Source organism: Streptomyces sp. NPDC000878 (assembly GCF_053599695.1).
Map to the genome: position 1 here is coordinate 17,728 of NZ_JBSFMT010000085.1, position 25,704 is coordinate 43,431.

Here is a 25,704-nt window from a genome sequence, read left to right on the forward strand (position 1 = left end):
GTCTGGCCCGGACGGACGGCAAGGGGCATCAGACGGACCCGCTGTAGCTACCCGCGTCGCAGGGCCACTACCTCGTCGATCAGGTCCTTGTCGCGGGGCTGGGTCAGGCGTTCTCGTGCCGCCGCCGGGGGGAGCCAGAGGATGAGGTCGACCTCGTCGTTCGGGGCGAAGGTGCCCGAGACGGCCTCCGCCTCCCAGTAACTCACCTGCTTGGGGCGGCCGTTGACCTCGTAGTGGGTGGTCGTGAGGGGTGCGCCGGGGGCGGCCTCGTAGCCCGTCTCCTCCTCGACCTCGCGCAGTGCTGCGGTGAGGGTTTCCTCGTCGTGCTTCAGTCGGCCCTTCGGGTGCGACCAATCGTCGTACTTCGGGCGGTGGACCAGGCAGATCTCCAGGCCGTCGTCCACCGGCGAGCGGCGCCACAGGACGCAGCCCGCCGCCAGTACGGGGTGTTCGTCGGCGGACGTCACCTTGTGCTCATCGCCTTCTTCTCCCACGACTGCTGGAACGCGAACCGGGCCGCCTCTACCTCGTGGCGCTGGTCGGCGTGGAGCACGCCGAGGGCGTACGCCGTCGCCGGGGCGATGCGCGGGGTGCGTGCCGCTGCCGCGGCTGCTGCGGCGGCCTCTGAGGCGTCCCGGTGGCGGTTGAGTGCCGTGCCTGCCGTCAGCATGCGTACGTCCACGCGGGCCTCGTCGCCGTCCAGGACCTCGTGGGCGTAGCGGCGCAGGCGCAGGAGGAGGCGTACGTGGTGCCAGGGGGCGTCCTGGGGGTGGGGGGCCGGGTCGGGGGAGAGGCCGTGGATGAGGGCCTCGGCGTTGTAGGGGTGGCCGGCGGTGAGGAGGGGGAGGGTGGTGACGGCGTCGCAGAGGCGTTCGTCCGCTGCGGCGGCGAGGGGGCGTAGGTCGGTGGGGGTGGTGGTGGCTGCGGGGGTGAGGGGGACCTCGCTGGCCAGTACCGCGACGTTGTCCGCTACCGCGTGGAAGCGGCTTGAGCCCAGGGCTTGTAGGGCTGCCGAGTGGGATCGGGTGCGGGCGAGGGTTAGTTGGCGCTCCAGCAGGGCGCCTGCTTTTGCTGCGCCTACTGTCAGGTTGCTGCGGTCTGGGGTTGCGGGGTGGGTCGGGGGGCCGGCGTTGCCGGGTTCCGCTTTCAGTGGGACGGGATCCGCCCTAGCGGAACGACTGCCCACAGCGGGGCTGGTCCGGCTGCCCACAACGGCGCCGGCGTTCGCCTGCGCCGGGAACGGTACCGCCCCCGACAAGCGCTGTAGCGCCAGCAGCAGGCGTTCCAGGCGGGCCGCGTATGCGTGTTCCCTCGCCAGCGTGCCTGACAGCCACGCCAGTTCGGGGTGCATCGTCTCCGACCACGTGGGGTCGAGGAGGGGGCGGAAGGTGTGGAGGGTGCCTGTGATGCGGCGGGCCGCGTGGCGTAGGGCGCGGGCCGCGTCCACGGGCTCCTCCGGGGAAGATCCGGAGGAGCCTGTGCCGGTCTCCCTGTGCAGGCGCAGGGCGCGGAGGAACTCCGTCGCCTGCGCCCTCAGGTAGTCCGCCAGGGCGTCGGCGGTCACGGGTCCGGCCGTCGTGGGGTCGGTCGGGTCAAGGTGTTGCTGTGCCACGCCTACGCCTCCGGGCGTCTATGAGCATCTCCTGGACGTTCCGCAGGGGGTGGCCCTCGGGGTCCGTCGCGTGCCGGGTCCACTCGCCGTCCGGGCCCAGGTGCCAGGACTGCGTGGTGTCGGACATACCGGTTTCGAGCATCCGGCTGATCGAGGCCCGGTGGGCCGGGTCCGTGACCCTGACCAGTGCCTCGATGCGGCGGTCGAGGTTGCGGTGCATCATGTCGGCGCTGCCGAACCACACCTCGGGCTCGCCGCCGTTGCCGAAGACGAAGACCCGGGAGTGTTCGAGGAAGCGGCCGAGTACGGAACGGACCCGTATGTTCTCGGAGAGCCCCGGGACCCCGGGCCGTACGGCACAGATGCCGCGGACCCAGATGTCGCACGGGACGCCCGCCTGGGAGGCGCGGTACAAGGCGTCGATGATCGCCTCGTCCACCATCGAGTTGACCTTGATGCGGACGTACGCGGGGCGTCCGGCACGGTGGTGCTGGACCTCCTTGTTGATCCGCGAGATCAGGCCGTCCCGCAGGGACTTGGGGGCCACCAGGAGGCGGCGGTAGGTCTCGCGGCGGGAGTAGCCGGACAGGCGGTTGAAGAGGTCCGAGAGGTCCGCGCCCACCTGCTGGTCGGCCGTCAGGAGGCCCAGGTCCTCGTACAGGCGGGCCGTCTTCGGGTGGTAGTTGCCGGTGCCGACGTGGGAGTAGCGGCGCAGCGTGTCGCCCTCCTGGCGGACCACCAGGGACAGCTTGCAGTGGGTCTTCAGGCCGACGAGCCCGTACACGACGTGGCAGCCGGACTCCTCCAGCTTGCGCGCCCACTTGATGTTGGCCTGCTCGTCGAAGCGGGCCTTGATCTCGACGAGGACGAGGACCTGCTTGCCCGCCTCGGCGGCCTCGATGAGGGCGTCCACGATCGGGGAGTCGCCCGAGGTCCGGTACAGGGTCTGCTTGATGGCGAGGACGTCGTCGTCGAGCGCCGCCTGCTCCAGGAAGGCCTGGACGGAGGTGGAGAAGCTGTCGTACGGGTGGTGGAGGAGGACGTCCCGTTCGCGCAGGGCCGCGAAGATGTCCGGGGCCGACGCCGACTCCACCTCGGCCAGGTCGCGGTGGGTGCCGGCGATGAACTTGGGGAACTTCAGCTCGGGCCGGTCGAGGGAGGAGATGCCGAAGAGGCCGGTGAGGTCGAGCGGACCCGGCAGCGGGTACACCTCGGCCTCCGTGATCTTCAACTCCCGTACCAGCAGGTCGAGTACGTACCGGTCGATGGACTCCTCGACCTCGAGCCGCACCGGCGGCCCGAAGCGGCGCCGCATCAGTTCCTTCTCCAGGGCCTGGAGAAGGTTCTCGGCGTCGTCCTCCTCGACCTCCAGGTCCTCGTTGCGGGTGAGGCGGAAGGCGTGGTGCTCCAGGACCTCCATGCCGGGGAACAGCTCTTCGAGGTGCGCGCCGATGACGTCCTCGATGGGCACGTACCGGCTCGGGGAGGCCTCCAGGAAGCGGGACAGCAGCGGCGGCACCTTCACGCGCGCGAAGTGGCGGTGTCCGCTCACCGGGTTCCGTACGACCACCGCGAGGTTCAGGGAGAGACCCGAGATGTACGGGAAGGGGTGCGCGGGGTCGACGGCCAGCGGGGTGAGGACCGGGAAGATCTGGTGGCGGAAGAGGGTGAACAGGCGGGCCTGCTCCTTCTCCGTCAGCTCGGCCCAGCGGACCAGGTGCACGCCCTCCTCGGCGAGCGCCGGGGCCACGTCCTCCTGGTAGCAGGCGGCGTGCCGGGCCATCAGCTCGCGGGAGCGGGCCCAGATCATCTCCAGGACCTCGCGGGGCTGGAGGCCGGAGGCGGAGCGGGTGGCGACGCCGGTGGCTATGCGGCGCTTGAGACCGGCCACCCGGACCATGAAGAACTCGTCCAGGTTGCTGGCGAAGATCGCCAGAAAGTTAGCCCGTTCGAGGAGCGGGGTGTTGGGATCCTCGGCCAGTTCGAGCACCCGCTCGTTGAACGCGAGCCAGCTGCGCTCCCGGTCGAGGAAGCGGCCCTGCGGCAGCAGCTCCCCGTCGTAGGGCGCCTCCTCGTACTCGTCGAGGTCGGCGTCGATGTCCGGCTCCAGGTCGGAGACCACGGCCGACACCGTGTGCGGGCGGTGAGAGGTCAGGGAACCGACGGAGGGCTGCGCGTGCTGTACCTGCGACTGGGCGTTTGGCTGGCTCATGACCCCATTGTTCCGCGCCGGGGCCGGGACGGGCGCGTCGGAACGCGCGGGCGGGAGCACGACCGGTACCGGCGGGGCCGCTCCGGTCCCGTGGGTGCCCCCTGGGGGCGGTGAAGGCTCAGGCACGGCGGGCGTCATTGGGTGAGCCTCGCAAGCCTGGCTGAATCACTGGTTACGAGGACATGACGTGCGGGATATCGGGGGGCGGCTCGCGGGGGTGAGCACCTCTATCGGCGGGGTGCGCATATGCCCCTTCTCCCCGGTGGAAGGGGCATACGCGGGCCGGGTCCCGGTGTCCTCAGGCCGTGCGGCGGCGCAGCAGCCAGAAGGCGGCGGCCGTCGCGGCGGCGGTGAGGGCGAGGACGATGCCGGTCTCCATGAGCTGGAGGGGCCAGAAGTGGGCGGACGGATGGTAGTCGCGGTAGTAGCCGACGATGTCGTGGTCGGTGAGGCACTGGGTGTCGGCGACGCAGATCGGGTCGGAGACGCGCTTCCCGGTGGAGGTCAGGGCGCCGTCGCCGACGACCATGCCGATGTAGTCCGGATAGCCGTCCTTGCTGGTCAGGGTCTCGACCGGCCACAGGTGCGGACGCAGCGACGTGATCACGTACTCAAGGGACATGAAGGCGAGGAAGGTGGTGCCCATGGCGGCCAGCGACCGCCGCACGAGCAGTGCCGTCAGAGCGCCGAGCGTCAGGCCGAGCAGCGTGTAGGCGGGGGCGAGGGTGCCGTTCGCGAAGTAGGTGCCGTCGTCGTGCCACTGCCGGGTGCCCATCCCGCGGAACAGCTCGGTGTGCGCGCCCCAGGCCAGGCGGTGCAGGAGGACGAGGAGGAGGGTGCCTGCGGTGAGCAGCGCGGCCGGTACGGCGAGCTTGGCGGCGAGCCAGCGGGCCGGGGACACGGACTGCGTCCAGGCCAGGTGGGCGGTGCCGTTCTCCAGTTCGCGGCCGATGAGCGCGGCGCCCGCCCAGACGGCGGTGAGCAGCGGTACGAGGTTGATGAGGCCGCCGCTGACGGTCTCGGCGGTGTCGTAGCGGGTGTGGGCGGGGCCGATGTAGTCGCAGCCGTCGTTCAGGACCCCGTCCACGCAGCCCCTGCGGAAGAACTCGGCGAAGGCCGCGTCGGCGCCCCAGCCGTACATCCACAGCAGTGCCCCGGCGGCCACGGCGACCAGCAGCAGCCAGAACCAGAGGGCCGAGCGGTGCAGGACCAGCAGTGCCCCGGGCAGACCGTGGGGGCTCCGCAGGCGGGGGCGCCGCGGTCTTGCGGGGGCGGCGAGTGCGGTCGTGGTGGTCATACGGCGGCTCCCGTGCGGCGCTTGAGGAGGGCGAACGCGATCAGTACGGCCACCGTCGCGAGGGCGAGAAGGATGCCGGTCTCCACGAGCTGGAGGGGCCAGAAGTGCGAGGACGGGTGGTAGTCGCGGTACACGCCGGCGACGTCGTGACGGGCGACGCACGGGGCCTTGTCGTCGCAGAACAGGTCGGGGATGCGGGCCCCGGTCGAGGTGTAGGAGCCCTTGCCGACCGTCAGGCTGCCGTCGTCCTCGAACCCGGTGGCGCTCGTCCGGGTCACGGCCGGCCACAGGTGCGGGCGCAGGGACTGGAGTTGCTGTACGACGATGCCGAGGCCGGCGAAGGCGAAACCGAGGGCGGGCAGCGAGCGGCGTGCGACCAGGCCCGCGAGGACGCCGAGGGCGAGGCCCAGCAGGGCGTAGGCGGTGGCGAGGGTGCCGTTGGGCTCGAAGATCTGGCCGTCGTACCAGTTGAAGTTGCCCGGCCGCAGGTCGGCGCCGGCCGACCACATCAGGCGGTGCAGGACGGTGAGCAGGAGCATGCCGGCCGTGATCAGTACGGCGGGTACGGCGAGCTTGGCGGCGAGCCAGCGGGCCGGGGACACGGACTGCGTCCAGGCCAGGTGGGCGGTGCCGTCCTCCATCTCGCGGCCGATGAGCGAGCCGCCCGCCCAGGCCGCGATCAGGAACGGGGCGAAGAAAATGAGGAGGCTGCCGAGGACGACGCCCGAGTCCCAGCGGTTCCCGGCCGGTCCGAGCGTGTCGCAGCCCAGGCTGGGCATGCCGCCGTCGCGGCAGCCCGAGGCTGACAGTTCGTCCAGGGCGGCGGTCGCGCCCGGTCCGGCCGTCCACAGGAGCACGCCGGTGGCCACGGCGACGTACAGCAGCCAGAACCAGAGGGCGGAGCGGTGGACGCGGAGGAGGGCCCAGGTGAGGCCGTGGGGGCGGTACGGGCGCCGGGACTGCTTCCGCGCCGGGGCCTCGGCGGCGGTCAGGGTGGTCATACGGCGGCCTCCACCGACTCGGCCGAGTCGTCCGAGCCGCCCGAGCCGCCCGAGCCGTCCGTGTCGAGGTGCAGGGACGGGGCCTCGGGGGAGCGGAGGTAGGCGAGGACCAGTTCCTCCAGGGTGGGGGTGGCGCTCTGCCAGGTGCCGGTCAGGCGGCCCCCGGGGCGGATGAGGGCGGTGGTCTGGCGGCCCGTCGTACGGGACTCGATCACCGTGTGCCCGTCGAGGTCGGCGGCCGGGCCGCTGACCAGGGTGTGGGCGGCGATCAGGTCGTCCAGGTCGCCGGCGAGGCGGACCCGGCCGGCGCCGACGAGGAGGACGTGGTCGCAGGAGCCCTCCAGCTCCGAGACGACGTGCGAGGACATGACAACCGTGGTGCCGTTCTCGGCGGCGTCGGCCATCAGGGTGCCCATCAGCTCGTGCCGGGCGAGCGGGTCGAGGTCGGCCATCGGCTCGTCCAGGAGCAGCAGTTCGGGGCGCTTGCCGAGGGCGAGGGCGAGCGCGACCCGGGTGCGCTGACCGCCGGAGAGGGTGCGGATCCTGGCGTCGGGGTCGAGGGCGCCGTCGGCGACGATCCGGTCCGCGACGGTGGCGTCCCAGCGCCGGGGGTTCAGCTCCCGGCCCAGCCGGAGCGTGTCCTCGACGGTGAGCTGGGGGTGCAGGGGCTTGTCCTGGGCGACGTACGCCATGCGCTCGCGCGCCGCCCCCGGGCTGGTGCCGAGGACGGTGAGCGTGCCCTCGGTGGGCCTGAGCAGACCGGCCGCGTGGGCCAGCAGCGTCGACTTGCCGGCGCCGTTGGGTCCGACGACCGCGCAGACGCGCCCGGCGGGCAGCCGGAACGCGCACTCGCGCAGCGCCCAGCCCTTCCGCCGGCCGAACCGCTTGCCCAGCCCGGCCGCCTCCATGGCGGTGTCGCTCATTCCTGGTCCCCCTTGAAATGCGTGTCGAGTACGGAGTTGAACAGCGCCGCCACGTCGTCCCGTTCGAGCCCGGCCGCGCGGGCCCGCTCGGCCCAGTCGTCGAGTTCGGCGCCGAACGGGGAGTCCGCCGGGGCCGCCCCCAGCGACTTCCGGACGAAGGTGCCGAGACCCCGTCGGGCCTCGACCAGGCCTTCGCGTTCCAGCTCGCGGTAGGCCTTCAGGACGGTGTTCGGGTTGATGGCGGTGGCCTCCACGACCTCACGGGCCGTGGGCAGCTTGTCGCCGGGCTCCAACAGGCCCAGGCGCAGGGCCTGTTTGGTCTGCTGGACGATCTGGAGGTAGGTGGCGACGCCCGTGCGCCTGTCGATGCGGTACTCGACCACGCGTACAACCACCCTTTCACTAATGAAGTAGTGAAAGGGTGGCCCAAGAGAGGGGGCGGTGTCAAGATCACCGCCCCCGGTACCTGGTGACGTTATGACTCCGTGCGGTACATCAGGTCCGTCTCGTGGGTCGCGAAGCCCAGCCGCTCGTACAGCCGGACCGCCGCCGTGTTGTCCGCGTCGACGTACAGCATCGCCGTGGGCAGGCCCTTCCCCGCCAGGTGGCGCAGGCCGATGGTCGTGAGCGCCCGGCCGAGGCCGCCGCCCTGGGCGCCCGGGCGCAGGCCGATGACGTACACCTCGCCGAGGCCCTCCGCCGCGTGCGTCTTCGTCCAGTGGAAGCCGATGAGTTCGCCCTCGCGGAAGGCGAGGAAGAAGCCCTCCGGGTCGAACCAGTCCTCGGCCTTGCGGTCGTCGAGGTCGCGCTGGGTCAGCGAGCCCTGTTCGGGGTGGTGGGCGAAGGCGGCGGCGTTCACGGCGAGCCAGGCCGTGTCGTCCTCGCCGGGGACGAAGGTCCGTACCGTCACGTCCTCGGGGAGCTTGGGCTCGGGCAGGTCGAGGTCGGTCAACGGGCGCCGCAGCTGGCGCAGTTCACGGAACAGGGCGAGGCCGAGGACCTGGGCGAGGTGCCGGGCGGCGGAGTGGCCGCCGTGCGCCCAGACGCGCAGCCGCTTGCCTGAGGCGGCCAGCAGGGCCGAGCCCAGGGCGCGGCCGTGGCCGTGGCCGCGGTGGGCCGGGTGGACGACCAGTTCGGCGGCCGGGGCCTCGACCGGGTCGGTGTCCTCCAGCTGTGCGTAGCCGACGAGTTCGTCGCCGACGGAGAGCAGGAAGTGCGACACGCCCTCGCGGGCGCCCCGGCGCAGTTGCAGCCGCCCCTGCTCGGACACCGCCTGCTGGCCGTCGATCCGGGCGGCGTCCGCGAGCAGCGCGAGAACGGCGTCGGCCTGCCCGGGGGAGAGGGCGGCCAGGGTGTCGATGGAGCGGGACAGGCCGGGGGGCACGGGGGGCGCGGTGTCGTCGCTGGTCATGGCTACGAGGGTAAGGCCTGCCCGATTCATGGCGAAGTGCCCTGGGAGGCAACCGTTCCGTAACCCTGAACCCCTGTCGCGCTACGCGCGTTGACCCTAGGCTGCGCCGGGACGGGACTGAGTTCTCACGTTCTTCTTACGTCCGTTTCGGGCGTCCCTTCCTCTCCTCTTACGAACTTCAGGGGGGCACATGCCAGCCACACCCCAGCCGTACCACCGCCGCAGACGCCGTACGCGCGCGCTGCTCGCCACCGCCGCCGGTATCGCCACGGTCGGCGCGCTCGCCGTCGCGCTGCCGGCCAGCGCGGGCGAGACGACGTACAAGCCCGGCGGCCACAGCAAGCCGAGCCGTTACCAGGACGTGCAGCTGCTGTCCTTCAACGACCTGCACGGCAACCTGGAGCCGCCGTCCGGCTCCTCCGGCCGGGTCACCGAGATCCAGGCCGACGGCACGACGAAGACGATCGACGCGGGCGGTGTCGAGTACCTCGCCACGCATCTGCGCGAGGCCCGCAAGGACAACCCGTACTCGATCACGGCGGCCGGCGGCGACATGGTCGGTGCCTCCCCGCTGATCTCGGGCCTCTTCCACGACGAGCCCACCATCGACGCGCTCAACGGCCTCGACCTCGACGTCACCTCGGTCGGCAACCACGAGTTCGACGAGGGCGCCAAGGAACTGGCCCGCCTGCAGAAGGGCGGCTGCCACCCGACCGACGGCTGCTACGTCAAGGGCGAGAAGTTCGAGGGTGCCGACTTCCCCTACCTCGCCGCGAACGTGCTCGACGAGAAGACCAAGAAGCCGATCCTCAAGCCCTACTGGGTGTGGAAGAAGAACGGCGTCAAGATCGGCTTCATCGGCGTGACGCTTGAGGACACCCCGGGTGTCGTCTCCGCCGAGGGTGTGAAGGGCCTCAAGTTCAAGGACGAGGTCGAGACGATCAACAAGTACGCCAAGGAGCTGGAGAAGCAGGGCGTCAAGTCGGTCGTCGCGCTGATCCACGAGGGCGGTCTGCCGGCCTCCGGCTCGTACAACTACGACTGTGACGCGGGGGGCGACGGCTCCGGTATCTCCGGTCCGATCGTCGACATCGCGAAGAACATCACCCCGAAGGTCGACGCGCTGGTCACCGGCCACACGCATGCCGCGTACGCCTGCACGATCCCCGACCCGTCGGGCAAGCCGCGCACGGTCACCTCGGCCGCGTCCTTCGGCCGCCTCTACACGGACACCACGCTGACGTACGACCGCTGGACGGGTGACATCGCCCGTACGGCCGTCTCCTCCGCGAACCACATGGTCACCCGGACCGTCGCCAAGGCCGCGGACATGACCGCGCTGATCAGCAAGTGGAACACCCTCGCGGCGCCGATCGGCAACCGCGCGATCGGTTACATCTCGGGCGACATCACCAGCGTCGGCACCGAGTCCCCGATGGGCGACCTCATCGCCGACGCGCAACTGGCGTACGGCAAGGAGCTGGACCCGGAGACCGACCTCGCGCTGATGAACCCGGGCGGGATCAGGGCCGGGCTGACGTACGCGGCCAAGGGCACGGAAGGCGACGGCGTCGTCACCTACGCCGAGGGCTTCACGGTCCAGCCGTTCTCCAACACGGTGAACCTCCAGGACTTCACCGGCGCGCAGCTGATCTCCGTACTCCAGGAGCAGGTGAGCGGCACGAACGCGGCCTCGCCGAAGGTGCTCCAGGTGTCGTCCGGGCTCACCTACACGCTCGACCTGACGAAGGCGGGCGCGGCTCGCGTGATCGCCGACTCGGTCAAGCTGAACGGTGCGGCGATCGACCCGGCCGCCACCTACCGCGTCGCGACGAACAGCTTCCTCGCGGGCGGCGGCGACGGCTTCACGACGCTGGGCCAGGGCACGAACGACCTGGTCGGTGCGGACGATCTGGCGGCACTGGCGGACTACCTGACCGCCAACTCGACGGCCACGGCGCCTATCGCGCCGCCGGCGGCGAACCGGATCACGATCTTGCAGTAGTAGCAGTAGCGGCAGTAGTCGCATCGAAGGGGCCCAGGGCATCTCGCCCTGGGCCCCTTTGTAATGCCCGTAATAAGTCCTGTGTGAATTGTCGATCGGTTCCCTGGATGTCCTGAAAATTCGTCTCAGGTGCAATTCATTGAGGTCTAAGCGGAATTGGCTTTTCCTGGCTCCGGAATCCCGTAATGTTTTCCATGTCGAAAGCAAACAGCAACGGCAGAAGGAGCAAACCATGAGCTTCAAGAAGATCGCCCCGGTCAAGAAGGCCCGCAAGGCCGTCCCGGCGCCGAAGAAGGTCACTCCCAAGCGTCGACCGGTCGCCCATAAGGACTGACGCAGAACACAGAAAAACCCATACCGCCAACAGTTGATTCATAACCCGGGAGGGAATTCCTATGAGCTTCCACAAGATCGTCCCCGTCAAGAAGGCCGCCAAGCCCGCCGCCCCCAAGAAGAAGGTCGTGAAGAAGGCGGCGCCGAAGAAGATCCAGCGCCGGCCGGTCGGGCACCAGGGCTGAGAGGCCCGCTGTGAGGCGGGGCCACCGGACAGGTGGCCCCGCCTCAGCCATGTAAGGAAGGAAGTGACCATGAGGGAAGTCCGTGAGGCCTTTCGCCGGTTCTGGCCGTTGACGCGGGGCGACCGGAAGTGGCTGGTGGCGATCGTCGCGTGTGTGGTGGTGTCCGCGCTGGCCGAGACCGCCGCGATCCTGCTGTTCGCGGAGCTGACGGACAACGCCCTTGAGGCCGGTTCCCTCTCCGCCTTCTGGGGCCCGGCCGGTGCCTGGCTGGCCGTCGCCGTGCTCGGTGCGCTCGTCGGCTACGCCGGCAACTCGCTCGCCACCTGGACCGCCGAGAGATTCGTGCTGCGGCTCCGGGCGGGCGTCTTCCGGCACGTCCAGGATCTGCCGCCCGACTTCTTCCAGAAGCACCGCCAGGGCGACCTGGTGGAGCGTCTGACGGGAGACGTCGAGGCCATCGAACAGATGGTCGTGTCGGGTGTCGTCGGTACCGTCTCCGCCGCCTTCTCGGCCGTCTTCTACTCCGCCGCCGCCCTCTGGCTGCGCTGGGACCTCGCCCTGGTCACCTTCTTCCTGGCCCCCCTCTTCCTCCTCGCCGCCCGCCGCTTCGCCGGCCGGATCAGGACGGCCAGCCAGGACGAGCGGGTCGCCGACGGCGCGATCACCTCGGTCGTGGAGGAGTCCCTCGGCAACATCGTCCTGACCCAGGCCTACAACCGCCGCCGCGACGAGGAGAAGCGCCTCGACCGCGAGGCCCGCGCCTGGATGCGGGCGAGTGTGCGCGGGGCGCGGCTGAGCGAGATGTACGAGCAGTTCGTCGAGGTCGTCGAGACGCTCTGCGTCCTCACGGTGATCGGGCTCGGCGTCTGGGAGATCTCCGCCGGCCGGATGTCACTGGGCGCGCTGCTCGCGTTCGCCGCCTTCGTCGGCTACCTCTACCCGCCGATCCGCAGCCTCGGCCAGCTCGGCCTGACCCTGACGGCGGCGACCGCGGGCGCGGAACGCCTCGGCGAGCTGCTCGACGCCGAACCCGCCGTCGCCGACCCGGCCCACCCGGTCGACGCGTGGCCGGTACGCGGGTGGGTCAGCGTCCACGGAGCCTCCTTCACCTACCCCGGCACGGAGAAGGCCCCGGGCAGGCCGTCGCTGTGTGACGTGACCTTCACGGCCGCCCCCGGCGAGCTGGTCCTGATCACCGGAGCGAGCGGCGCCGGAAAATCGACCCTGTCGAAACTCCTCACCCGCTTCTACGACCCCTCGGACGGCGTGATCTGCCTGGACGGCGTCCCGCTGACCGACGTACCCCTCACCTTCCTGCGCGAGAACGTGGCCCTGCTGCCGCAGGAGACGCTGATCCTGCACGGGTCGATCCGCGAGAACATCGAGTGCGGGCGCCCCGGCGCGAGCGACGCGGAGATCGAGGCGGCGGCACGGGCGGCCGACGCCCACGGCTTCGTCGCCGCGCTCCCGGAGGGGTACGGGACACGGATCGCCCCCGGCACGGCCACGCTCTCCGGCGGGCAACTGCAACGGATCGCGATAGCGCGGGCGATGCTGCGCTCCGCGCCCGTCCTGGTCCTCGACGAGCCGACGGCCGGCCTGGACTCGATCGCCGCCCGCCGGATCGTCCCGGCGCTGCGCCGGCTGATGGCGGGCCGTACGACCATCATGATCACCCACGATCTGAGCCTGGCCCCGGACGCGGACCGCATCCTGGTCGTCGACGGGGGCCGCCTCGCGGAGACGGGCACGCACGACGAACTGATGGCGCGGGGCGGGGTGTACGCGCGGCTGGCGTCACCGCTGCCGTCGCAATCCCTGCCCTACCGTCCGGAGGAGACGCTGACGTTGGCCCTGAGGGTGTAGCCCATCCCGCGCACTGTGTGGATGAGCCGGGGTTCGCCCCGGCTCTCCAGTTTGCGGCGCAGGTACATGACGTACACGTCAAGGGTGTTGGAGGTGGGCTCGAAGTCGAAGCCCCAGACGTCCTTGAGGATCTGGCCCCGGCCGAGGACCAGGCCGGGCCGCCGCAGCAGGTATTCGAGGAGGGCGAACTCGGTCTTGGTGAGGTCGAGTCGGCGGTCCGCGCGGGTGACGGTACGGGTGCGCGGGTCCAGGTGGACGTCCTCGAAGCCGATGCCCGCGAGCGGCGAGGGCCGGGGTTCGCGTTGCGGGCTCCGGCGCAGTAACGCCCGTACGCGCGCGAGGAGTTCCTCGATGGCGAAGGGCTTCATCAGGTAGTCGTCGGCGCCGTTGTCGAGGGCGACGATCCGGTCCCCGACGGCGTTCCGTCCGGTGATCATCAGGATGGGGATCGTGCACCCGGAGGCCCGTAGCCGCCGGGTCGCGGCGAGCCCGTCGAGGCCCGGCATGGTGACGTCCATGAGCACGAGGTCGGGTGCGGTGTCCGGTGCGGACACATAGGCGAGGGCCGCGCGGCCGTCCCCGGCGAGGACGGTCTCGTACCCCTCGAACCGGAGCACCCGGTCGAGCCCTTCACGTACGGCCGCGTCGTCATCGGCCAACAGGATCTTCCGCGCAACCATCCGTACAACGTGGCGCTACGGGCTGTGGTGTGCCTGGGAAAGGGGTGTGGAGGGGCTGGGGAGGTAAGGCGTACGTGATGTGTGGTGGGGCCGGGGAGCGGGGCGCCGGCGTGCGCTCCCTTGGGCGTCGGCGCCCCGCTCCCCGGCCGGTCTCTTTTATTTTGGCGAGGGCGGCCGTACGACGGTCAGCCGGCCGTCGGTGTCCAGTCGCCCAGCCAGTCGGCGATCTCCTGGCCGGTGGCCTGGGCGTCGGTCAGCTGCGGGCGGTTGCTGCTCGCGGCGCCCGAGCCCGCGCCGGTGTTCTTGTACTCGGCGAAGCGGTCGTCCTTCCAGGAGAAGCCGCCCATGTCGGACCAGGGGGTCGCGGTCTTGATCGCGGCGCTGAGACTGGAGTTCCGGACCGTGGTCTGCGGGTCGAGGGCCGCGTCGCCGCCGGCGTGCCAGTTGCGGCCGAGGAAGAAGCTCCCGGCGGCCACGTCGCCGTTGACGGTGGTGCTGTTGATGAGGATGCCCTTGCGGTTGGCCGGGGTGCTCGGGGCGGTGATGTAGCCGCCGGAGGTGCCGTCCCAGCGCTTCTTCAGCGTGATGACGGACTTGTCGACCACGACCGTGCCCCGGCCGAAGATGAAGTCGACGTTGCCCGTGACGTAGGAGTTGGTGAGGTAGACGCGGCCGAGGGTGTCCTTGCCGGCGGTCTCCAACTCCAGGGTGTCCTGGTCGCCGTTGACGATGAGACTGTCGAGGACGACCTTGTCGGCGCCGGTGCGCAGGGCGACGGCCTGGTGACCGGCCTGGCTCTGGTTCTTGGCCTCGTCGAAGTCGTTGGTGACGGTGAGATTGCGGACCTGGGAGTCGTCCGACTCGACGGCGAGGGTCGCGCTGCCCGCGGTGCCGTACGTCCCCGATCCGTCGGGCTTCTGGGTGCCGGCCGAGTTGCCGTACACGATGACGGTGTCCTTGCGGCTGCCGCCGGTGCCCTGGATGGTGACGTGCGGCTTGTTCGCCGGCACCTTCACGATCTCGCGGTACGTGCCGGGCTTCACGGAGATGAGGACGCGGGAGGCGTTGTTGGCGGGTACGGCGTTCACGGCGGCCTGGACGGTCTTGTACTGGGCGGAGCCGTCGGCGGCGACGGTGAGGGTGGTCGCGGCGGCGGCAGTTGTCGTCGCGGTCGTCGCCTTCGCCACCGAACTCCGGGGCCCCACACCGGACTTGAGGAGCGCGGGCACGTCGGCGGCCTTGTCCAGGGTGTAGCTGTAGTACGTCTTCGGGTCCCAGGCGGCGCCGGACCCCCCGCTCTCGTTCTTGCCGGTGGTGCTGGAGAAGACGTTGCCGCGCTGGACGACGGTGGCGGTGGCGTCGCGGACGACGGGGTTGGTCATGCCCTGGAAGTAGGAGTTCTCCAGCACCATGTTGGTCTTGCCGCGGGAGTAGTTCCCGTACGAGGACTTGATGGTGGTGCCCGCCTCGTCCTCCAGGTAGTTGTTGTAGAGGTGCGCGTGGGCCACGTTGTCGGTGGACGGGTTGCGCTGCTCGGTCTCACGGATCCAGTTGTGGTGGATGGTGATGTCGGCGGTGGTGTTCTCGGTCCAGCCGATGCCGAAGGCCTTGTTCTCCTGGCTCAGCTTGTTCCAGGAGACGGTGAGGTAGGTGGTGTCCTTGCGGCTGTCGATGAGCCCGTCGGCCATGTGACGAAGGTCGTTGTGATCGATCCAGACGTGATGGGCCCCGTCCATCTGGATGGCGTCGAAGTCGTGCTCCTTGTCGTTCCAGACACCCTGGTAGGCGTCCCGGATCGTCAGGTTCCGGATAATGACGTTGTGGACACCCTGCCCGAGGAAGAACCCACCACCGACGATCTGCCCGGAGGTCCCGGCGCCGATGAGTGTCTTGTCGGACTGGACCTTGATCTCCTTGCCGACCGGGTTCATGTTGATGGTGGCGGCGACGACGATGATGTACGGCTCGGCCGCGGTCGCGTACTTCTCCAGGTCGGCGAGTGTCGTCACGGTGACGGTCTTGCCGTCCCGGCCGCCGTAAGTCCCGTTCTGCCCAAGGGCGTTGACCGAGGCGAAGCCGTTGGCGACGTCGGTGACACCGGCGAGCGCGGAGGCGGTGGCGGTCGCGGCGGAGGCCTTCGGCTGCGCGTCCGCACCGAACACGCCGAGGACACCGCCGTAGGCCATGGCTCCGGCGGAGACCAGGGCCAGCGGGGCGCCGACGACCAGGGCGGTTCTGCGCCGGCGGTGACGGCTGCGGCTGCGGGACGGCTTGCTGCGGGTTTCGCTCACGACGGCTTCCGATCGAGTGAGGGGTTAACTGGAGGGGGCACCACGTCACTTGGCTGTCGCAGCCGACCGACGAAAGGTTGCCGTGATGCGGAGACGAAGATCGGGGACCGGAGTGCCGAAGGGAAAGCGGAATGATCGGAACGGTGTTCCGTACGGACGACGTGCCTGAGGGAGACAGGTTCGACTACTGGCAGGAACTGGTCGGCCGGACGCGCTCCAGCGCACTCATCAGCGAGCACGCAGCCGACTTCTGGGCGGAACAGCGGCTGATGCAACTGGGGCCGATGACCGTGAGCCAGATGTCGTTCCGGCCGACGCGCTACTGGCGGACCCCGAAAATGGTGCGGCAGTCCGATCCCGAGCTGTACCACCTGACGTTGCTGACCGACGGCGGCCTGACCCTCGAACACGCGGGCCAGGCCGCCGCGTTCACCTCGCGCGACCTGCATCTGGCCGACAGCTCGCAGGCGTACGACGTCAGATCGGCGGACGACCGGCAGGGCGGTGTCGTCACGGGCATGGCGGTGGACTTCCCCAAGGCGCTGCTGCCGCTGCCGCCGCACCGGGTACGGGAGTTGCTGGGCCGGAACCTGCCGGGGCAGGAGGGGGTCGGGGCACTGCTGGCGGACTTCCTGGTCGGGCTGAACCGGCAGATCGACACCCTTCAGCTGTCGGACGCGCCCCGCCTGGGCACGGTCGTCCTGGACCTGCTGTCGGCATGGTTCGCGCAACTGCTGGAAGCGGAGGCGGTGTTGTCGCCGGAGACCCGAGGACGGGCCACGGCGACACAGATCCAGGCCTTCATCCGCCAGAACCTCCACGACCCGGAACTGACCCCGCCGGTGATAGCGGCAGCCCACAACATCTCGCTCAGCTACCTCCACCGCATCTTCCAGCAGCAGGCGGGCGGCGAGACGGTGGCGGCCTGGATCCGCCGCCGACGCCTGGAGAACGCCCACCGCGACCTGGCGGACACCTCGCTGCTCGCCACCCCGATCCACGTCATCGCGGCCCGCTGGGGCTACCAGCGCCCGGCGGACTTCACCCGAGCGTTCAGGGCTGCCTACGGAAGGTCACCGAGGGAACACCGGCAACAGCCGCTGTCCTGAGGGGAGTAGACGCAGGGCCAAGAAAGTGTGCACCGCCTGCGAACGACAAAGGCACGACGCCCCGGCATTGTTGATTCTGCAACGGGGGAAATCTCGGTCGCGGAGCGGAACCTCTGCTCTGCTCCGCGACCGAGGAAACCCGCTGCCACCACTCGGTGGGGATCCGCCCACCCCGGCCGACCGCGATCCATACGAGATCTTCCGGCAGGAAGCCGACCCGATCGAGTTCCCTACACCGCCTCCGGCGGCGGAGTAGCCGCCCCCGGCAGCCGTACCGTAGCCACCGTGCCGCCACCGTTCGCGCGGGCCAACGTAACCTCGCCGCCCGCCTGCTGCACCGTACGCGCCACGATCGACAGGCCCAGCCCCGAGCCCGGGAGGGCCCTTGCGCTCGGTGAGCGCCAGAAGCGGTCGAAGACGTGGGGGATCTCGTCGGCCGGGATGCCGGGGCCGTGGTCTCGGACCGTGAGTACACCGGACGCGAGCTGGACCTCGATCGTGCCGCCCTCGGGGCTGAACTTCACCGCGTTGTCGAGGATGTTGACCACCGCTCGCTCCAGGGCGGAGGGTTCCGCGCGGACGAACCAGGGCTGGACGTCCGCCGTGATCGTCAGTTCCGGGCCGCGCAGGCGGGCTCGGCGCAGGGCCGACTCCACCGTGTCCTCCAGGGCCACCACCTGGACGCGTTCGCCTCGCTGGCCCTCCGAGCGGGACAGTTCCTGCAAGTCGCCGATCAGGGCCGCCAGTTCGGTCATCTGGGCCTTCACCGAGGCGAGCAACGCCTTGCGGTCCGCCTCCGGGATGGGGCGGCCTGTCTCCTCGCTGCGGGTCAGCAACTCGATGTTCGTGCGGAGCGAAGTGAGCGGCGTGCGTAGTTCGTGGCCCGCGTCCGCGATCAACTGCTGTTGCAGTTCCCTGGAGTTGGCCAGCGCCGAGGTCATCGAGTTGAACGAGTGGGAGAGGCGGGCGATCTCGTCGTCGCTCTCCTCGTCCACGGGGATGCGGATGCTCAAGTCCTCGGTGCGGGCCACGTGTTCGACGGCTTCGGTGAGCTTGTCGACCGGGCGTAGGCCCGCCCTCGCCACCGCCAGGCCCGCCGCGCCCGCGCCCACCACTCCGATGCCGGAGACGAACAGGAGGATCAGGGCGAGGTCGTTGAGGGTGGACTGGGTGTTCTTCAGGGGGAGGGCGACGAGGAGACCGGCATTGGAGGTGGTGTTCGTGGTCGGGTCGGTGATCGTGAACATGGGAAGGACGAGGACCCGTACGTCGTTGCCCGACGCGTCGGTGCCGTTGCGGAACTTGCCCTGGGTGGTGTTCCCCTTCTTGACCACGTCCTTGTCGGACTGGGCGACCTTGACCGTGCCGGCGGAGTACGGCAGGACGCATGACTTTCCGTCCTCCGTGACCACCTGGAAATAGGTGTTCCGGGGGCCGTTGCCAAGATCCTGCGAGACCTGCTGGGTGCAGTTGTTGACCGCTGACTCGGCCTGATCCTGTAGCCGCGGCACGCTCAGCGACTTCTGCAAGTCCTGGTTGACCTGGTCGTACAACTTCCCCTGCACGATGAACCAGCACGTCACCGACACCGCCGCCACCGCGAACGCCACAGCGGCAGCGACCAGCATCGACAGTCGCGCGCGGATCGGCAGGGTGCGGAACCGGCGTACCAGTCGGCTCACTCCGCGCCGCCCTGGCGCAGCACATACCCCACGCCCCGCACCGTGTGGACGAGGCGCGGCTCGCCGCCCGCCTCCGTCTTGCGGCGCAGGTACATGACGTACACGTCGAGGGAGTTGGAGGAGGGCTCGAAGTCGAAGCCCCAGACCGCCTTCAGGATCTGCTCGCGGGTGAGGACCTGGCGCGGGTGGGCCAGGAACATCTCCAGGAGGGTGAACTCCGTGCGGGTCAGTTCCACCGCCCGGCCGCCGCGCGTCACCTCACGTGTCGCGAGGTCCATGCGCAGGTCGGCGAAGGTCAGCGCCTCGTCCTCCGGGATGCTGCCCGCGACGGCCGCGGCTGCGTACGAGCTGCGGCGGAGCAGGGCCCGTACCCGGGCGAACAGCTCGTCCAGCTCGAAGGGCTTGACCAGGTAGTCGTCCGCGCCCGCGTCCAGGCCGGTCACGCGGTCGCCGACCGTGTCCCTGGCCGTCAGCATCAGGATGGGCGTGGTCGTGCCCGCGCCGCGCATCCTGCGGGCCGCCGTCAGGCCGTCCATCCTCGGCATCTGGATGTCCAGGACGACCAGGTCGGGCTGGTACGCGGTCGCCTTCTCCAGGGCGTCCGCGCCGTCGACCGCGACCTCCGTGTCGTATCCCTCGAAGGCGAGGCTGCGCTGGAGTGCTTCTCGCACGGCCGGCTCGTCGTCGACGATCAGGATGCGCTGGGTGTCACGGTCGCCTTCGGCGGGGCTCATGGTCGTGGATTCCTCGGGTGCGGTGGGACGTGGCGGGCGCCTTCAGCCTCGCACGTTTCCGGTCTGCTGCGGAAAGGAAAGGCAGCGGAAAGATCAGCGGAAGACGCAGCTGAGAGGTCAGCTGAGTGCTGGGCGGCGGCTGCGCGTCGTCGCCCTGCGGGCGGCTGCCGTCCGCGTGACCGTCGCCACCTCCGGGGCCCGGGTCGCCGCCGTCGGCGGGTGCAGGGCGAAGGCCACGCCGAGGGCGAGGTCCAGGGCGGCCGGGCCGGTGGCCGCCGTACCGGCGGTCAGCTTGTGCGAAACCTGCTTGATCATGACGTACCCCTGTTCTCTGTTTCTCGTGCGCGAAGGTCTCGGCGGGTCAGCGGGTCAGCGGGTTCGTGCTCAGGTGGTCGAGCCCGAGCGCAGTGTCGCCAGGTCGGACTTCACCGTGTTGATCGGGATCGCGAAGCCCAGGCCCGCGCTGCCCGCGTCCGACGACGACGAACTCGCCGAGTACATCGCGGAGTTGATGCCGATGATGTTGCCGTTCATGTCGATGAGCGCGCCGCCGGAGTTGCCGGGGTTGAGGGACGCGTCCGTCTGGAGGGCCTTGTACGTCGTGGTGGACGAGCCGGTGTCGCCGTTGAACTCCTGGCCGCCGAACTCGAACGGCCACCCGCCGCCGCTGCCGCCGCCCTGTTGCTGCTGGTCCTGGCTCTGGCTCTCCTCCGTCGCGACGGTGACGTCACGGTTGAGGGCGGACACGATGCCGCTGGTGACCGTGCCGGTCAGGCCCTCGGGGGAGCCGATCGCCACGACCTCGTCGCCGACCTGGACACCGGCGGAGTCGCCGAGGGTCGCCGTCTTCAGACCGGAGGCGTTCTCCAGCTTGATGAGGGCCAGGTCCTTCTTGCTGTCGGTGCCGACGACCTGCGCGGTGTACGTCTTGCCGTCGCTCGTCGACACCTTGATGGACGAGGCGCCGGAGATGACGTGGTTGTTGGTGATGATCTCGCCGTCGGACGTGATGATCACACCGGAACCGGTCGAGGAACCCGCGTTCGAGGTCGCGTTGATCTCGACGATGCTCGGGCTGACCGCCGCGGCGACCCCGGAGACCGTGCCCTTCGCGCTCGACGGCACCACGTTGGTGCTCGTGCTGCTGGAGGTCACGGCGGAGTCCGAGTTGGTCAGCTCCTGGATGCCGTACGCCGTACCGCCGCCGATGGCCGCGGCGACGATCGCCACGGCGGCGAGGAGGGCGAAGGGGCCCTTCGCACGCTTCTTGCGGGCCGGGGCGGCCTCATCCTCGGGGCCGTCGGCCGGGGCCTCGGCGAGCAGGGTGGCGGTGGGCGCGGCTGCCGCGGCTGCGGGCTGCTCGTACGAGGCCTGCTGGCCGTACGGAGTCTGCTGGGCCGGGGCCGGCTCCTGGTGGTACGCGGGCTGCTGGACCGTCGGCGGCTCGTACGCCGGCGGGGGCGGCCACTCCGGGTTCACCGGGGAGGAGGTCTGAGGAGAAGAGGCAACGGGCTGCTGGGGGTACGCGGACTGCGGCTCGTGGCCCTGGGGGGTCTCGTACTCGCCGCTGCGGCGGAAGCTCTCGGTCATGGAACAGAGCTTGTCGCCCAAGCATGAGAGCTGGCTGAGTGCTCCCTGAGAAGCCCGACAGAACCTCGTATGCCCGAAATAAAGACCCGCGCCGGGTGCCTACGGACCTGCGGTTACGGCTGAGCGGACGGCTGTTCGCAGCCGCAGGAACGTCGTACGACCAACCGCGAAGGGAACTGTTTCAGCCGCTCGCGGCGCGATCCGGCCACTCGTACGCCGTCGTCGAGGACCAGGTCCACGGCCGCGCGGGCCATGCCCGGGCGGTCGGAGGCGACGGTGGTGAGAGGCGGGTCCGTCAGGGCCGCTTCCTTGATGTCGTCGAAGCCGGCCACCGCCAGTTCGCCGGGGACGTCGATGCGCAGTTCGCGGGCCGCGCGCAGCAGGCCGATCGCCTGGTCGTCGGTGGAGCAGAAGATGGCCGGGGGGCGGGTGGCCGGGTCGGCGAGGATCTTCAGGGCGGCCTTGTAGGCGTCGTACCGGTTGTAGAGGACCTCGAACAGACGGCCCTCCGTGGAGACGCCGGCCTCGTCCATCGCGCGCCGCCAGCCCTGCACGTGGTCCGAGACCGGGTCGCCGACCGCCGGGGTCTCGGCGATGCCGCCGATACAGGCGACGTACTCGTAGCCGTGCTCCAGCAGGTGGCGGACGGCGAGGTGGGCGCCACCGAGGTCGTCCGTGACGACGGCGACGTCGTCTATCGCCTCGGGGCGTTCGTGGAGGAGGACGACCCGGGCGTCCCAGGCCTCGATCTCCGCCGCCGCGTTGTCGTTCATGGCGTGGCTGACCAGGATGAGCCCGGAGACCCGCATGCCGAGGAAGGCCCGCAGGTAGTGGACCTCGCGCTCGGCGACGTAGTCGGAGTTGCCGACCAGCACCATCTTTCCGCGCTCGGACGCGGCCTGTTCGACCGCGTGCGCCATCTCCCCGAAGAAGGGCTGGCGCGCGTCCGGCACGATCAGGCCTATGAGGTCCGTGCGCCGCGATGCCATCGCCTGGGCGACTCGGTCGGGCCGGTACCCCAGTTCCTTGATCGCGGCGAGGACACGCTCGCGCGTGGCCGGGGCAACCGGCCGGGGTCCGTTGTTGATGACATAGCTGACGACGGCAGTCGACGTCCCTGCCAGCCGCGCCACATCATCCCTGGTTACCTTGGCCACGCGCGGAGTCTACGCGGATGGACCCGCTCTGGGCAGGGCGTAAGGAACTCGTTACTACCCGCCCGGAGCGCGGACCATGCCGTGCGCCGCAAACCGGACCGACCGCCTACCGCCGGTCAGGCCTCGGCTGTGACCTCGGTGGACTCCTCGACGGCGTCCAGGGCCGCCGTATCGCCCGTAGCGCCCGCATTCTCCGGCTTTGCGAGGGCCGCCTTGGCCTTCGCCTCGTCGCTCGCGCGGTCGCCCTTCTCCGGCGTAACGAATCGATAACCGACGTTCCGGACGGTCCCGATCAGCGACTCGTGCTCGGGTCCGAGCTTCGCGCGCAGCCGTCGTACGTGGACGTCGACCGTGCGGGTGCCACCGAAGTAGTCGTAGCCCCAGACCTCCTGGAGGAGCTGTGCGCGCGTGAAGACGCGGCCTGGGTGCTGGGCGAGGTACTTCAGCAGCTCGAACTCCTTGAAGGTGAGGTCGAGGACCCGGCCCTTCAGCTTCGCGCTGTACGTCGCCTCGTCGACCGACAGGTCGCCGTTGCGGATCTCCATGGGGGAGTCGTCGTTGACGATCTGCTGGCGCCCCATGGCGAGCCGCAGTCGCGCCTCGACCTCGGCCGGACCGGCCGTGTCGAGCAGTACGTCGTCAATGCCCCAGTCGGCGGTGACGGCCGCGAGGCCGCCCTCGGTGACGACGAGGATGAGAGGACAGCCGGGGCCGGTGGAGCGCAGGAGCTGGCACAGACTGCGCACCTGCGGGAGATCCCGCCGGCCGTCGATCAGGATGACGTCGGCACCAGGGGTGTCGACGAGAGCGGGTCCCTCGGCCGGAGCCACGCGCACGTTGTGCAGCAGCAGGCCGAGAGCGGGAAGCACCTCCGTCGACGGCTGGAGGGCATTGGTAAGGAGGAGAAGTGAACTCATCGCGTCCCACCTACCCGAATCGTCGTCGCCGTCGCGGTTGTCACACGGTCGTTCTCGGTTGGCTCGCCCATAACGTCTGGTTCCTCCTCGGTCCCTGCGAGGACGTTTGCGGCACTGCTGTGCGATCCGCGCGACGTACACCCGGGGATACACCTGCGGTTTCCTGAAGGTTCCGCTTCGTATCCCGTTTTGTATACAGCGCCACCGAAAGCACAAAAGGACTCGGGGGCTGCGCTGCCCGAGTCCTCTGCCCAGCAGAATAGCCCACATGAGCACTGGTCCGGCAGGTCATGTGACGCGATCTTTCGCCGTCCCGAACTCTGAGACGGCCGATCGCACCCCGCTGCGTAGGTTTCTGAGCACCGACGACGGGGTGACGATCGATGCCGTATACGAGCCGGGAGGTGTTGTATACGACGCTTCGGCGCCACCTCCCGGTCACCTTTCCGATCATCTGGCGTTCGTCGTCGCGCACGGTTTCACCGGGGATGCTGACCGGCCACACATTCGACGGGTGGCGGAGACGTTCGCGCAGTACGGCGCCGTGGTGACGTTCTCCTTCCGGGGCCACGGGGCCTCGGGCGGACGTTCGACGGTCGGCGACCGCGAGGTCCTCGACCTGGCCGCCGCGGTCCGCTGGGCACGTGAGCTCGGGCACACCCGGGTGGCCACGGTCGGCTTCTCGATGGGCGGCTCGGTGGTGCTCCGGCACGCGGCGCTGTACGGGACCTCGGGCCAGCAGAAGCACGAGGGGCGCACGGACGCGGTGTCGGACGCCGTGGTTTCGGTGAGTGCGCCGGCCCGTTGGTACTACCGGGGTACGGCCCCCATGCGACGCGTGCACTGGCTGGTGACCCGCCCCGAGGGCCGCCTGGTGGGCCGCTATGGCCTCCGTACGCGCATCCACCACCGGGACTGGAACCCCGTACCCCTCTCCCCGGTGGAGGCGGTGCCACGGATCGCGCCGACCCCGCTCCTCATCGTCCACGGCGACCGGGACGGCTACTTCCCGCTGGACCACCCCCGGATGCTCGCGGAGGCGGCGGGGGACGCGGGCGAACTGTGGCTGGAACCGGGGATGGGGCACGCGGAGAACGCTGCGGGCGACGAACTGTTGCGGCGGATCGGGGACTGGGCCGTCGCGCGAGCGGGCTAGCCTGAAGGCTGTCACAGCCGATCGATGAGGAAGAAGAGATGGCGAAGGTCACGGTGCGCTACTGGGCCGCCGCGAAGGCCGCGGCCGGGGTCGCCGAGGAGCCGTACGACGCGGTCACCCTCGCCGAGGCGCTCGACGAGGTCCGCGAGCGACACCCCGGTGAACTCGTCCGCGTCCTGCGCCGATGCTCGTTCCTCATCGACGGTGACCCCGTGGGCACCCGCGAACATGAGACGGTACGGCTGGCCGAGGGCGGCACGGTCGAGGTGCTCCCGCCGTTCGCAGGAGGGTGAGCACAGGGCTATGAGCGATCAGCAGCAGCCGTACGGGCAGCAGTACGACGGCCAGTACGGGGACGGGCGGGACGGGTACCAGAACCAGGGGTACGACCCGTACCAGCAACAACAGCCGCAGCAGCCTCAGGCCTGGCCCGGGCAGCAGCAGGCGTACGACGAGGCGCAGGCGCAGCAGTACACGCAGCAGTGGCAGGGCCAGACCTGGGAGACGCAGATGCAGGCCCCGGTGACGACTCCCCAGGCCGCCCCGGCCGCGGTGGCGGAGGTGCCGGAGACTCCGTACCTGCCCCCGCAGAACGCTGCCGGGGACTCCGGGTACGGGCCCGCCACGGTCGCGGGCAACGCCCGGATCACGGACGCGCAGCGGGCCCGCCTCGAAGGACGTTCGCCGATCATCGAACCCGGAATGCAACCGGCTGCGCTCACCGCTGTGCTGGGACTGCTCCTCTCCGGTACGGCGGCCATCGGGTCGTACGCGCTCGTCGTGCCCCTCGTCATCCTCCAGGCGGTCACCGCGGCGGGCTGGTTCCGGCTGAACGGCATGTGGCCGGCCCGGCAGGGCATCGCCCTCGCCTTCGCGGGCGGGCTCACGGCGGACGTGGCCCTGCTGGCGGCGGGGCGCGAGAACGGGCCGGCGGCGATCCTCGGCACGCTCGCTGTCTGGGTCCTGCTGACCCTGGTCCTCCAGCTCCGGTCCCACGCGGATCCGGACACCCGGATGTCCGGCCTGATGGCCACGGTCGCTTCGGCGGCGCTGGCGATCATCGCGGCCGGTCACCTCGCGGCGGAGCCGGACGCGGTGACGGTCGGGGCGGCTGCGGTCGCCGTGGCGGTGCTCGCCCGCGCGCTGCCGTTGCCGACGGTGGCGTCGGTGGTCGTCGCCCTGCTGGCGGCTGCGGGGGCCGGGGTCGCGGTCGGGGGGATGACGGACCTGGGGAGCGAGGGGGCGTTCCTCGGGGTGGCGGCGGGAGCCTGTGCGCTCGTCGGACACCGGGTGGCCAGCTACGACTACCCGTCGAGGTTCGTGCACTTCACGGCCGGGGTGGCGCTGCCGTTGGCGGCGGCGGCTCCGGCGGTGTATCTGGTGGGGCGGGCGCTGGCTTAAGGGCTTTTCCTTCGCCCCCGCCGCCCCTACCCGTCCCATCCCGTTCCTGGGGGCTGCGCCCCAGACCCCCGCTCCGGCCCTGAACGGGCCTTGTCCTCAATCGCCGGACGGGCTGGGGGTGCCTGGGGCGGGTGGGCGGGAT

Annotated in this window: 23 protein-coding genes; 7 read left to right on the forward strand and 16 right to left on the reverse strand. The window is 70.3% G+C overall.

Annotation, left to right across the window (positions count from 1 at the left end; genetic code table 11):
- Window positions 1-47: 47 nt before the first annotated feature.
- The 8 genes from ACWDR4_RS43065 to mshD form a co-directional block, all read right to left on the reverse strand.
- Complete coding sequence (locus tag ACWDR4_RS43065; RefSeq protein ID WP_450416758.1) at window positions 48-467, reverse strand: NUDIX hydrolase; 420 nt, start codon at window positions 465-467, stop codon at window positions 48-50.
- Entirely contained in the window at window positions 464-1,612 is a 1,149-nt protein-coding gene (locus ACWDR4_RS43070; RefSeq protein WP_450416760.1) for a CHAD domain-containing protein, read from the reverse strand. Before ACWDR4_RS43070 ends, ACWDR4_RS43065 begins: the two co-directional genes overlap by 4 nt.
- The gene (locus ACWDR4_RS43075; RefSeq protein WP_450416762.1) at window positions 1,593-3,962 is read right to left on the reverse strand and encodes an RNA degradosome polyphosphate kinase; all 2,370 of its coding nucleotides are present in this window, start codon (window positions 3,960-3,962) and stop codon (window positions 1,593-1,595) included. Before ACWDR4_RS43075 ends, ACWDR4_RS43070 begins: the two co-directional genes overlap by 20 nt.
- 160 nt (window positions 3,963-4,122) lie before the next feature.
- On the reverse strand, window positions 4,123-5,121 hold the full coding sequence (locus ACWDR4_RS43080) for an ABC transporter permease (RefSeq protein ID WP_450416764.1): 999 nt from the start codon (window positions 5,119-5,121) through the stop codon (window positions 4,123-4,125).
- Complete coding sequence (locus tag ACWDR4_RS43085; protein ID WP_450416766.1) at window positions 5,118-6,122, reverse strand: ABC transporter permease; 1,005 nt, start codon at window positions 6,120-6,122, stop codon at window positions 5,118-5,120. Before ACWDR4_RS43085 ends, ACWDR4_RS43080 begins: the two co-directional genes overlap by 4 nt.
- Window positions 6,119-7,045, reverse strand: coding sequence for an ABC transporter ATP-binding protein (locus ACWDR4_RS43090; protein WP_450416768.1), 927 nt, complete (start codon window positions 7,043-7,045; stop codon window positions 6,119-6,121). The genes ACWDR4_RS43085 and ACWDR4_RS43090 overlap by 4 nt, the downstream gene beginning before the upstream one ends.
- On the reverse strand, window positions 7,042-7,428 hold the full coding sequence (locus ACWDR4_RS43095) for a GntR family transcriptional regulator (protein ID WP_450416769.1): 387 nt from the start codon (window positions 7,426-7,428) through the stop codon (window positions 7,042-7,044). Before ACWDR4_RS43095 ends, ACWDR4_RS43090 begins: the two co-directional genes overlap by 4 nt.
- A gap of 92 nt (window positions 7,429-7,520) precedes the next feature.
- Window positions 7,521-8,456, reverse strand: coding sequence for a mycothiol synthase (gene mshD, locus ACWDR4_RS43100; protein WP_450416771.1), 936 nt, complete (start codon window positions 8,454-8,456; stop codon window positions 7,521-7,523).
- Window positions 8,457-8,646: 190 nt separating this feature from the next.
- On the opposite strand from mshD, the gene ACWDR4_RS43105 reads away from it, so the two are divergent.
- From ACWDR4_RS43105 to ACWDR4_RS43115, 3 genes are all read left to right on the forward strand, one after another.
- On the forward strand, window positions 8,647-10,461 hold the full coding sequence (locus ACWDR4_RS43105; protein ID WP_450416773.1) for a bifunctional metallophosphatase/5'-nucleotidase: 1,815 nt from the start codon (window positions 8,647-8,649) through the stop codon (window positions 10,459-10,461).
- A 395-nt stretch (window positions 10,462-10,856) separates the two neighbouring features.
- Window positions 10,857-10,979, forward strand: a complete 123-nt coding sequence (locus ACWDR4_RS43110; protein ID WP_450416775.1) for a hypothetical protein — start codon at window positions 10,857-10,859, stop codon at window positions 10,977-10,979.
- Window positions 10,980-11,048: 69 nt separating this feature from the next.
- Complete coding sequence (locus ACWDR4_RS43115; RefSeq protein WP_450416777.1) at window positions 11,049-12,845, forward strand: ABC transporter ATP-binding protein; 1,797 nt, start codon at window positions 11,049-11,051, stop codon at window positions 12,843-12,845.
- Here ACWDR4_RS43115 and ACWDR4_RS43120 read toward each other — a convergent pair.
- Window positions 12,803-13,525, reverse strand: a complete 723-nt coding sequence (locus ACWDR4_RS43120) for a response regulator transcription factor (protein ID WP_450416779.1) — start codon at window positions 13,523-13,525, stop codon at window positions 12,803-12,805. The two genes, ACWDR4_RS43115 and ACWDR4_RS43120, sit on opposite strands and share 43 nt — an antisense overlap.
- A gap of 185 nt (window positions 13,526-13,710) precedes the next feature.
- The gene (locus ACWDR4_RS43125) at window positions 13,711-15,816 is read right to left on the reverse strand and encodes a pectinesterase family protein (RefSeq protein WP_450416781.1); all 2,106 of its coding nucleotides are present in this window, start codon (window positions 15,814-15,816) and stop codon (window positions 13,711-13,713) included.
- A gap of 131 nt (window positions 15,817-15,947) precedes the next feature.
- Between ACWDR4_RS43125 and ACWDR4_RS43130 the strand changes: the two genes are divergently transcribed.
- Complete coding sequence (locus ACWDR4_RS43130) at window positions 15,948-16,925, forward strand: AraC family transcriptional regulator (protein ID WP_450416783.1); 978 nt, start codon at window positions 15,948-15,950, stop codon at window positions 16,923-16,925.
- A 230-nt stretch (window positions 16,926-17,155) separates the two neighbouring features.
- Here the strand turns inward: ACWDR4_RS43130 and ACWDR4_RS43135 are convergent, their stop codons facing one another.
- The 6 genes from ACWDR4_RS43135 to ACWDR4_RS43160 form a co-directional block, all read right to left on the reverse strand.
- On the reverse strand, window positions 17,156-18,607 hold the full coding sequence (locus ACWDR4_RS43135; protein ID WP_450416785.1) for a sensor histidine kinase: 1,452 nt from the start codon (window positions 18,605-18,607) through the stop codon (window positions 17,156-17,158).
- On the reverse strand, window positions 18,604-19,341 hold the full coding sequence (locus ACWDR4_RS43140; protein WP_235477107.1) for a response regulator transcription factor: 738 nt from the start codon (window positions 19,339-19,341) through the stop codon (window positions 18,604-18,606). The genes ACWDR4_RS43135 and ACWDR4_RS43140 overlap by 4 nt, the downstream gene beginning before the upstream one ends.
- Before the next feature lie 117 nt (window positions 19,342-19,458).
- Window positions 19,459-19,656, reverse strand: a complete 198-nt coding sequence (locus tag ACWDR4_RS43145) for a hypothetical protein (RefSeq protein WP_450416787.1) — start codon at window positions 19,654-19,656, stop codon at window positions 19,459-19,461.
- A 69-nt stretch (window positions 19,657-19,725) separates the two neighbouring features.
- Entirely contained in the window at window positions 19,726-20,931 is a 1,206-nt protein-coding gene (locus ACWDR4_RS43150; RefSeq protein ID WP_450416789.1) for a S1C family serine protease, read from the reverse strand.
- A 113-nt stretch (window positions 20,932-21,044) separates the two neighbouring features.
- The gene (locus ACWDR4_RS43155; protein ID WP_450416791.1) at window positions 21,045-22,088 is read right to left on the reverse strand and encodes a LacI family DNA-binding transcriptional regulator; all 1,044 of its coding nucleotides are present in this window, start codon (window positions 22,086-22,088) and stop codon (window positions 21,045-21,047) included.
- 116 nt (window positions 22,089-22,204) lie between these two features.
- A complete protein-coding gene (locus ACWDR4_RS43160) occupies window positions 22,205-23,005 on the reverse strand; it encodes a response regulator transcription factor (RefSeq protein ID WP_450416793.1) in 801 nt (266 codons plus the stop codon).
- A gap of 268 nt (window positions 23,006-23,273) precedes the next feature.
- On the opposite strand from ACWDR4_RS43160, the gene ACWDR4_RS43165 reads away from it, so the two are divergent.
- Genes ACWDR4_RS43165 through ACWDR4_RS43175 form a run of 3 tightly spaced genes read left to right on the forward strand, consistent with a single transcriptional unit; the run spans window position 23,274 to window position 25,562 of the window.
- A complete protein-coding gene (locus ACWDR4_RS43165) occupies window positions 23,274-24,161 on the forward strand; it encodes an alpha/beta hydrolase (protein WP_450416795.1) in 888 nt (295 codons plus the stop codon).
- Window positions 24,162-24,199: 38 nt separating this feature from the next.
- Window positions 24,200-24,454 carry a MoaD/ThiS family protein gene (locus ACWDR4_RS43170; RefSeq protein WP_450416797.1) on the forward strand — a complete coding sequence of 85 codons (255 nt, stop codon included), beginning with the start codon at window positions 24,200-24,202 and terminating at the stop codon, window positions 24,452-24,454.
- A 10-nt stretch (window positions 24,455-24,464) separates the two neighbouring features.
- Window positions 24,465-25,562 carry a hypothetical protein gene (locus ACWDR4_RS43175; RefSeq protein ID WP_450416799.1) on the forward strand — a complete coding sequence of 366 codons (1,098 nt, stop codon included), beginning with the start codon at window positions 24,465-24,467 and terminating at the stop codon, window positions 25,560-25,562.
- Window positions 25,563-25,704: the final 142 nt, after the last annotated feature.